The sequence below is a fragment of the Paracoccus sp. 228 genome (assembly GCF_000967825.1).
Taxonomy (GTDB): domain Bacteria; phylum Pseudomonadota; class Alphaproteobacteria; order Rhodobacterales; family Rhodobacteraceae; genus Paracoccus; species Paracoccus marcusii.
In genome coordinates, this window is the sequence record NZ_JYGY01000001.1 from 1107370 (window position 1) to 1115499 (window position 8130).

At 65.3% G+C, this 8130-nt stretch carries 5 protein-coding genes and 1 tRNA gene; 2 read left to right on the plus strand and 4 right to left on the minus strand.

Annotated features, from left to right (window positions below):
* Positions 1 to 58: 58 nt before the first annotated feature.
* Both lon and SY26_RS05430 read right to left on the minus strand, forming a co-directional pair.
* Positions 59 to 2476, minus strand: a complete 2418-nt coding sequence (lon, locus tag SY26_RS05425; RefSeq protein ID WP_045999536.1) for an endopeptidase La — start codon at positions 2474 to 2476, stop codon at positions 59 to 61.
* A 121-nt stretch (positions 2477 to 2597) separates the two neighbouring features.
* A complete protein-coding gene (locus SY26_RS05430; RefSeq protein ID WP_232303265.1) occupies positions 2598 to 3953 on the minus strand; it encodes an ATP-binding protein in 1356 nt (451 codons plus the stop codon).
* A 34-nt stretch (positions 3954 to 3987) separates the two neighbouring features.
* Here SY26_RS05430 and SY26_RS05435 point away from each other — a divergent pair, with 34 nt between their 5' ends.
* Both SY26_RS05435 and SY26_RS05440 read left to right on the plus strand, forming a co-directional pair.
* The gene (locus SY26_RS05435; RefSeq protein ID WP_045999537.1) at positions 3988 to 4848 is read left to right on the plus strand and encodes an MBL fold metallo-hydrolase; all 861 of its coding nucleotides are present in this window, start codon (positions 3988 to 3990) and stop codon (positions 4846 to 4848) included.
* Between the two features lie 60 nt (positions 4849 to 4908).
* Positions 4909 to 4983, plus strand: a tRNA-Asn gene (locus SY26_RS05440).
* 1581 nt (positions 4984 to 6564) lie between these two features.
* Here the strand turns inward: SY26_RS05440 and SY26_RS20970 are convergent.
* Together SY26_RS20970 and SY26_RS05460 are read right to left on the minus strand one after the other, a co-directional pair.
* The gene (locus tag SY26_RS20970; RefSeq protein ID WP_157020403.1) at positions 6565 to 6834 is read right to left on the minus strand and encodes a hypothetical protein; all 270 of its coding nucleotides are present in this window, start codon (positions 6832 to 6834) and stop codon (positions 6565 to 6567) included.
* A 907-nt stretch (positions 6835 to 7741) separates the two neighbouring features.
* Positions 7742 to 8014, minus strand: coding sequence for a hypothetical protein (locus tag SY26_RS05460; RefSeq protein ID WP_045999541.1), 273 nt, complete (start codon positions 8012 to 8014; stop codon positions 7742 to 7744).
* Positions 8015 to 8130: the final 116 nt, after the last annotated feature.

The following is an 8130-nucleotide window of genomic DNA, read 5'->3' on the forward strand; positions in this document are numbered from 1 at the left end:
GTTAACGCTTGCCCGCACCATGGAAAAAGGGCCGGGGATTGCCCCGGCCCTCTCCCTGTCAGTGCGCGACGGCGCTGCCCTGCCCATCGCTGCCGCGATGGTTGGCTAGCCGCGCGGCCTCGGCCGCCTCTTCGGCGGCCTCGTCCCATTCGATGGCCTTGGGTTGGCGCACCAGGGCGTGGCGCAGAACCTCGCGCACGTTGCTGACCGGAATGATGGTCAGCCCCTGTTTGACGTTGTCCGGGATCTCGACCAGATCCTTTTCATTGTCCTGCGGGATCAGCACCGTCTTGATACCGCCACGCAGGGCCGCCAGCAGCTTCTCCTTCAGCCCGCCGATGGCCAGCACGTTGCCGCGCAGGGTCACCTCGCCGGTCATGGCGATGTCCTTGCGGACCGCGATGCCGGTCATGACCGACACGACCGAGGTCACCATGGCGATGCCCGCCGACGGTCCATCCTTGGGCGTGGCGCCCTCGGGGACGTGGACGTGGATGTCGCGCTTGTCGAATTCCGGGGGCCTGACCCCGATATCCGGCGCGATCGAGCGCACGAAGCTGGACGCCGCGTCGATCGATTCCTTCATCACCTCGCCCAGTTTGCCAGTGGTCTTGACGCGACCCTTGCCCGGCAGGCGCAGCGCCTCGATCTGCAGCAGATCGCCCCCGACCGAGGTCCAGGCAAGACCCGTCACCACGCCGACCTGGTCCTCCTTCTCGGCCAAGCCATAGCGGTGGCGGCGCACGCCAAGGTATTCCTCGACCTTCTCCGGCGTCACCTCGACCGATTTGACCTTGCCCTTCAGGATCTCCGTCACGGCCTTGCGGGCCAGCTTGGCGATCTCGCGCTCCAGCGAGCGAACCCCGGCCTCGCGGGTGTAATACCGGATCATGTGGGTCAGGGCCTCGTCCGAGACGCTGAACTCTCCTTTGCGCAGACCGTTCGCGGCGATCTGCTTGGACAGCAGGTGGCCTTTGGCAATCTCTCGCTTTTCATCCTCGGTATAGCCCGACAGGCTGATGATCTCCATGCGGTCCAGAAGCGGGCCCGGCATGTTGTAGCTGTTGGCCGTCGTCACGAACATCACGTTCGACAGATCGTATTCCACCTCAAGATAGTGGTCCACGAAGGTCGAGTTCTGTTCCGGATCCAGCACCTCCAGCATGGCGGATGCCGGATCGCCCCGGAAATCCTGGCCCATCTTGTCGATCTCATCCAGAAGGATCAGCGGGTTGGTCGTCTTGGCCTTCTTCAGCGCCTGGATGATCTTGCCCGGCATGGACCCGATATAGGTCCGGCGATGACCGCGGATCTCGCTCTCGTCGCGCACGCCGCCAAGGCTGATGCGGATGAACTCGCGCCCCGTCGCCTTGGCGATGGACCGTCCAAGCGAGGTCTTGCCCACGCCCGGAGGACCGACCAGCGTCAGGATCGGGCCCTTAAGCTTTTGGCTGCGGGCCTGCACGGCCAGATACTCGACGATCCGCTCCTTGACCTTGTCCAGACCATAGTGGTCGGCGTCCAGGATCGCCTCGGCGCGGCCAAGATCCTTGCGGGTGCGCGACTTGACGCCCCAGGGCAGCGACAGCAGCCAGTCCAGGTAGTTGCGGCTGACGGTCGCCTCGGCCGACATGGGTGACATCGACTTCAGCTTCTTCAGTTCGCCCTCGGCCTTGTCGCGGGCCTCCTTGCTGAACTTGGTGGCGGCGATCTTCTGCTCCAGCTCGGCCAGCTCGTTCTGGCCGTCCTCGCCGTCGCCCAGCTCCTTCTGGATCGCCTTCATCTGCTCGTTCAGATAGTATTCGCGCTGCGTCTTCTCCATCTGGGTCTTGACGCGCGACTTGATCTTCTTCTCGACCTGCAGGACAGACATCTCTCCCTGCATGTGGCCATAGATCTTCTCAAGGCGTGCCGCGACCTCCAGCGTGTCCAGCAGGTCCTGCTTGCGCTCCAGGTCGATGCCCATGTGTCCGGCGACAAGGTCGGCCAGCTTGCCGGGCTCGGACGCCTCGGACACGGCGGTCACGACCTCCTCGGGGATGTTCTTGCGGACCTTGACGTAACGCTCGAACTCCTCGGTCACGGTGCGCACCAGCGCGGCCACCGTGGCCTCGTCGCCCATCGTTTCGTCCAAGACGCGGGCTTCGGCCATGAAATGGTCGTCATGGGGCACGAAGTCGGTGATCTCGACCCGTTCGCGGCCCTCGACCAGCACCTTCACGGTGCCGTCCGGCAGCTTGAGCAACTGCAGCACATTGGCCAGAACACCGGCGCGGAAGATGCCCTCCTCGGTGGGCTCGTCGATGGCCGCGTCCTTCTGGGCGGCCAGCAGGATCGGGCTGTCCGATTCCATCACGGCCTCCAGCGCGCGGACCGATTTCTCGCGTCCGACGAACAGGGGAACGATCATGTGCGGGAAGACGACGATATCCCGCAGGGGCAGCACCGGATAGGTCTGGGTGGTGAATTCCGTCATGGTATGTCCTTTCTGCCCGAAGCCGCGGCCCCGTCATGGCGACGCGCGGCCTCTGCATGCGATCAATCTAGGGGTGTCGCCCCCCGCGTTCAATATGACCGCAACAATGCCACCTATTTCGTCAGCGCGGAATGACGATCTCTGCCCGCAGACCGCCCAGACGCGGGCCGCGGCCAAGCCGCAGCTGCCCGCCATGCGCGCGCGCCACGTCCGCGGCGATCGCCAAGCCCAGCCCGGCCCCCTGCGCGCTGTTCCTGCGCCGCGACGGATCCAGACGGGTAAAGGGCCGCATGGCCGCGTCCAGGCTGTCCTCCGGGATGCCGGGGCCGTCATCCTCGATCCCGATCCGCAGGCTGCGCGGGCCAAGCGAGGCGTCCATCTCGGCCCGGCTGCCGTAACGCACCGCGTTGCCGATCAGGTTCTCCAGCGCACGGCGCAGCATGTCGGGGCGGAAGGTGGCCAACCCGTCCCGATCGCCCTCGAATTGGACCAGGCTGGCCTGCTGGCCGGCGCGTTGCGCGTCCGCGACCAGGCCCTCCAGGAAACCCGCGGCGGCGATGGGCTGGGGCGCGCTGTCCTGCGCGTCGTCGCGGGCATAGTCCAGAAAGCCGTCGACCATGCGGTTCATCTCCGCGATGTCGGCCTCCATCGCGCTGATGTCACCGGGCTCAGGCGGCATGTCGGGCCCGATCATCGACAGCCCCAGCTTCATCCGCGTCAGCGGCGTGCGCAGGTCGTGGCTGATTCCCGACATCATCAGCTTGCGCTGGTCGTTCTGGCGCTCCAGCCGGTTGCGCATGTCCAGAAACGCGGTGCCCGCGCTGCGCAGCTCGACCGCCCCGGACGGGCGATAGGGCACGATCCGCCCCTTGCCGTATTCCTCGGCCGCATAGGCCAGCCGCCGGATCGGGCGCAGCTGGTTGCGCAGGAAGATCATCGCGATCCCCGTCATCAGGACCGACGTGAACACCATCAGCACCAACAGCTGGTGCGGGTTCGACGCGCTGACCCGCCGCCGCTCGAAGCTCAGCGCATAGGGTCCGTGCGGCCCGTCCAGCGCCACCGACACCCGCCGGTCGCTGCTGGCCAGATCGACCGAGATCACCTGCGGCAGCGCGTCGCGCAGCACCTCGGTCACCACCCGTCCCGAAAAATCATAGAACAGCCGCCGATCCTCGGTAGGCGGATCGACCGGCAGCGCCAGCTCCAGCTCCAGCGGGCGCGCCACGGACACCCCGGCGCGCCGCGCCGCGTCGGGCGTCGCGGCACTGTCGATCAGCCGCGCGACAAAGGTCAGTTCGTGCGACATGCTGGCGGTCATCTGCCGGGTCACGCCCTCGAAATGGCGCTGCAGGAACATCACGCTGACCACAGTCGTCACCACCACGACCGGCAGGAACAGGATCAGCGCCGCGCGCGCATAAAGGCCCCGCGGGACCAGCTTGCGCATCTGCATGGCGTCGGCATTGTTCGACATGGCGGCCTCCTGCGTTGCGCGCTAGGCTAGCCCCATGACTCCGCCTGCGAAAGAGCCGCTGCAGATCCTGGCCCCGAATCCGTCCCCCCTGACCGGGCCGGGCACGACCACCTTCCTGCTGGGCGACAGCCATGTCGCGGTGATCGACCCCGGCCCCGACGATCCCGCCCATATCGACGCCGTCGCCCGCGCCGGCCGCGGCCGCATCAGCCATATCCTGATCACGCACGCGCATCGCGACCACAGCGCCGGAGCCGCACGCCTGTCCCGCCTGACCGGCGCCCCGGTGCTGGCCTTCGGCGATGCGCTGGCAGGGCGGTCGCCGCTGATGTCCCGCCTGGCGCTGGAGGGCCTTGGCGGGGGCGAGGGGCTGGACCACGCCTTCGCGCCCGACCGCCACCTGCGCGACCAGGAGGTGATCACCACGCCAGACTGGTCGCTGACCGCGTGGCACACGCCCGGTCATGCGGCAGGGCACCTGTCGTTCCAATGGGGTGACCGGATCTTCTGCGGCGACCTGGTGATGGGCTGGTCCTCGACGCTGATCTCTCCGCCGGATGGGGACCTGGCGGGATACTTCCACTCGCTGGAACGGCTGGCGGCACTGTCGCCGCGTGTTCTGCTGCCGACCCACGGGCCCGAGATCACGGCCCCGCAGGACCGGATCGCGGAACTGGCGCGGCACCGCCGCGACCGCACGTCCCAGATCCTGGCCGCCCTGCGGGTCCGCTCCGATTCCGCGGCGGGCCTTGCGCGCCGCATCTATGCGGTGCCCGAACCGGTCCTTCCCATCGCCACGCGCAACGTCCTGGCCCATCTGATCGCCCTGTCCCAGATCGGAGCCGTTGATTTTCCGGGCGTTTTGACGATCGAGACGGTTTTTTCGACCGGATGACAAAAAACCCCAGAACGCCACTGGACGCCCCTGACCGAGGTTGCTATATCCGCCCCGTGTTCCGGCGTAGCTCAGCGGTAGAGCAGTTGACTGTTAATCAATTGGTCGTAGGTTCGATCCCTACCGCCGGAGCCAAAGATTACAAGGGCTTAGCCATTCTTGGCTAGGCCCTGTTTTCGTTCTGGGGAACGCTGGGGGAACACGTACACATTAGTGTTGTGAGGTCGTTCGCAGCCACTCCCCGACTTCGACCTAGTCTATATGAAACTTTAAGAACTTCATCCTAGGCTTAGCAAGACGGAAGGTGGTAAGTTTGGCAGAGGTACATTTGCGTGGCACTCTCACATGCTCCAGCGTGCTTCAACAATTTGGAGTGGTGTCCTCGGCCGCACCATTTATCCTATAATAGCTGTTACTTTTCATGTCGTTAGGCATGACAGCTACTATTGGTTACACACCTTGTTCCCCACCTTGCGCGGCGTTGGTGGAAGTGAGTAAACCCGCATCCCTTGCCATCTGCCGGGCCTCGTCCAGTTCCGTCGGATSTGTGACAGGCACAGCGAACGCCAGCCGATCCCGCCCAACGCGCCKGGTGAACCCGACTGGTCCCTGTGCGCCCKCGATCCAATGGAGCCCYATGTCCTGATACCGGCGRMGCTGAGAMGCAGGCGGGGCGRCCCCAACGATCGGAGCAGCTTCCAAYGCTTCATCRATCAGTTCCGCCGCGATGCCTTCGCYSCGYCGRTCCTCSCGYACCGCCAGCATCTGGCAGCGTAGGGGATACTCACCGCAGGGCGACGARCAAACTAGCGCTCCCRCGAGTTCACCKGCAGAGATGAATGTTAAGATCGGGGCCAGTCGCCCGCCTGCGCCACCAAGGACGCTAATGCCGCCCCCGAGGTCCGTTCGATCGATCGCATAGAAATGCGGCCGCTGCCATGCATAGGTCAGCGCCACGACCTCCCGCCGATCAGGTGCGGCGATGTTGTAAGGAGGATGCCCCATGATGAACATCACCGCTCGGAACCTGTCCTCGAATGTCATGGCTTCGACTAGCATGATTTYCCCCCTCGCSGACTTGCAACAGGTATCCGCCAGCGTAACCTGCATTGAYGATGCCRAAACCSGTGCCRTTYAAYGCCCCACGCAGTCGRGACATCGCGACCTTAAGCGCAAGGTAAGCAGCGGCTGGATCGGTCGGATAAGCGTCCACGCCGTGGAACATTGAGGCCAGGATCTGCCGATTGCGCACGGGYTGCTTRCGGCCCCAYARCGCGSCMAKGACRCGAGCCTGCTGTTCGGGGATGCTGCAGCCCACGACYAGAGCCTCGCGWGTGATGTCGGATGGGGTYAGCCAGCGCCCACAGCAGGGGCAGGACAGGCCTTTGGGGCTACYGGCAGGCTGCACAGCCTCCGCAAGCTTCAGGCGCCAGCCGTTGCCATATCGCACCACCTGGACGCCCGGCAGCTTCCACATGATTTCGTCAACAGCCTTGCGCACGATCCTGAGACCCCGATGATACTCCGGCTGATCGRCGTCRGCCCATCCGGTCGCAATCGCGTCGAGCAGTTCAGGGGTGGTTTGCCAAGATCCTCGGGCCCGCGCTAGGGCGTTCAGCACATCCTCCCCCTCCTCGCTKATCTGGCAATCGACGATCAGGTCCGGGAGCGGGGCAAGCGTCACCTCGCCCCCGCACATGGGACAACTGGCCGTCATCACCGATAGCCGCGGCGCTTGGCTTCTGCGATCGCGCGCTGGATCGTYCGGGGRTCGTTKCCTTGRCCTGTACCGCGCAGCCAGGCYGAAACCTTGCCGCCCATCTTGGCGTCGAGATCTGTGACCAGGCGCCGCGCCAGATCGACATCCGCATCGGTGACRCCTGCCTCGATCAGCTGATCMGTGGCCCGCGCACGATCGATTTCCAGCCGCTCAGSRTCGACGGCRCCGAACGTCGTATTGCCCTGCGCCTCGCGGGTCAGGTCCATRATYRCCCGGACGTCCTCCGGGTCCATGGCGCTGTCKCKGAAATCAGAGGCCAGYACCTCCCCCGCAGCGCGCCATTCCTCCGCYTGGSCWGCGTTGCCWCCGGCATGAGCYGCCACMGCCCAAGGCTCGAACGTGGACGCGACKGCWGCCGCRGGATCCGGCAGYGCCTCGGTSGGGAACAAGCTGGAGGCGGACGCAGGATCAGMCGCAGGCTTAGACTGCGGCGCCATGGTCACTGGCTTGGCGATCGGTCCACTGCTGAATTGCTCAGGGGGGACCGCCCCTTGAGGCACGTCGGCAGGGAACAGCGAATGAGCGTGATCCGTGTCCATCATGCAACCTCGYTGCTGTCAGAGGTTTCCAGGAGKTCTGACCARCCGGCRYGACAAATGTCAGCGGTCGATCGAGGCGTGCCCGTCCGGTTTCCACTGGCGATGCGCTGAAGGTTGCCCAGCGCGTGCCCCACGGCGTCCTGCTGGCCGACGCGGACAGAATTGAGGATACCCCCGGCAATGCGGGCCTTTTCCCGCGTCGCGTCCTCGGATGCCTGCAAATCGGCCAGGGCWGCGAYRAGATCGGCCRTCAGGCTATCGACACGCGTCGCCTTTGCCATGRTKTCGGCGGCATGAACCGCGGCGGCMGCGCGTGCCTCGGCCCGGCGCTGGGCCTCGCCGCTAGCCTGSTCCTGTTGCTCTCGMCGCTGGGCCGCGATCAAWGCATCGACGAAAACRCTGCGATCYTTCTTGAGGTGCTTGATCTCCGACAGCACTACRGCGAGGGCTTCAGCCTTCTCCGGGCTCTCGACAGCCGCCAGCGCCCCCTGTTCTGCCTCGACCTGCTTGGCGGTCAACAGGCGATCGACAGCGTCCAGCTGCGCCTGCAAGCTCTTAGGTGTCGTGCGTTCCATCACAGCCCCACCGGGTATGCTTGGCCGGCCAGTCCGGCGAGTGTCTTGCCGGTCAGTTCAGGACCAGGCTGAATGAGGCTCTGCGCCAAGTCACTCAAACGCACGGCACCCGGAAGRTGGTCGCGCAGAGGTTTRCCAGTGGCGATCAGTTCGCGGCGAATATCTGCCTCAGCGGCGGTRAGCCTCGTCAGCATCGGCCGAAGGTTCGCGATGGCGGTGTCTACCTGGGCCGCCGCCGCCATGAGTTCGGTTCGTTTCTCTGGGAATGGCATGATGGATTATCCTGTTGATGACGGAAGGTTCAGTCGTGGTTCGTCGGGTTGGGTTCAGGGGAGGTCATACGACCCTCCCGTCGGGTCGTACTCGCATTCCACGAAGTCGACCCCGC

What these genes read in the sequence shown, in the direction of transcription:
- lon (WP_045999536.1), bottom strand. Translation starts at nt 2,476, where the DNA reads ATGACGGAATTCACCACCCAGACCTATCCGGTGCTGCCCCTGCGGGAT.
- SY26_RS05430 (WP_232303265.1), bottom strand. Translation starts at nt 3,953, where the DNA reads ATGTCGAACAATGCCGACGCCATGCAGATGCGCAAGCTGGTCCCGCGG.
- SY26_RS05435 (WP_045999537.1), top strand. Translation starts at nt 3,988, where the DNA reads ATGACTCCGCCTGCGAAAGAGCCGCTGCAGATCCTGGCCCCGAATCCG.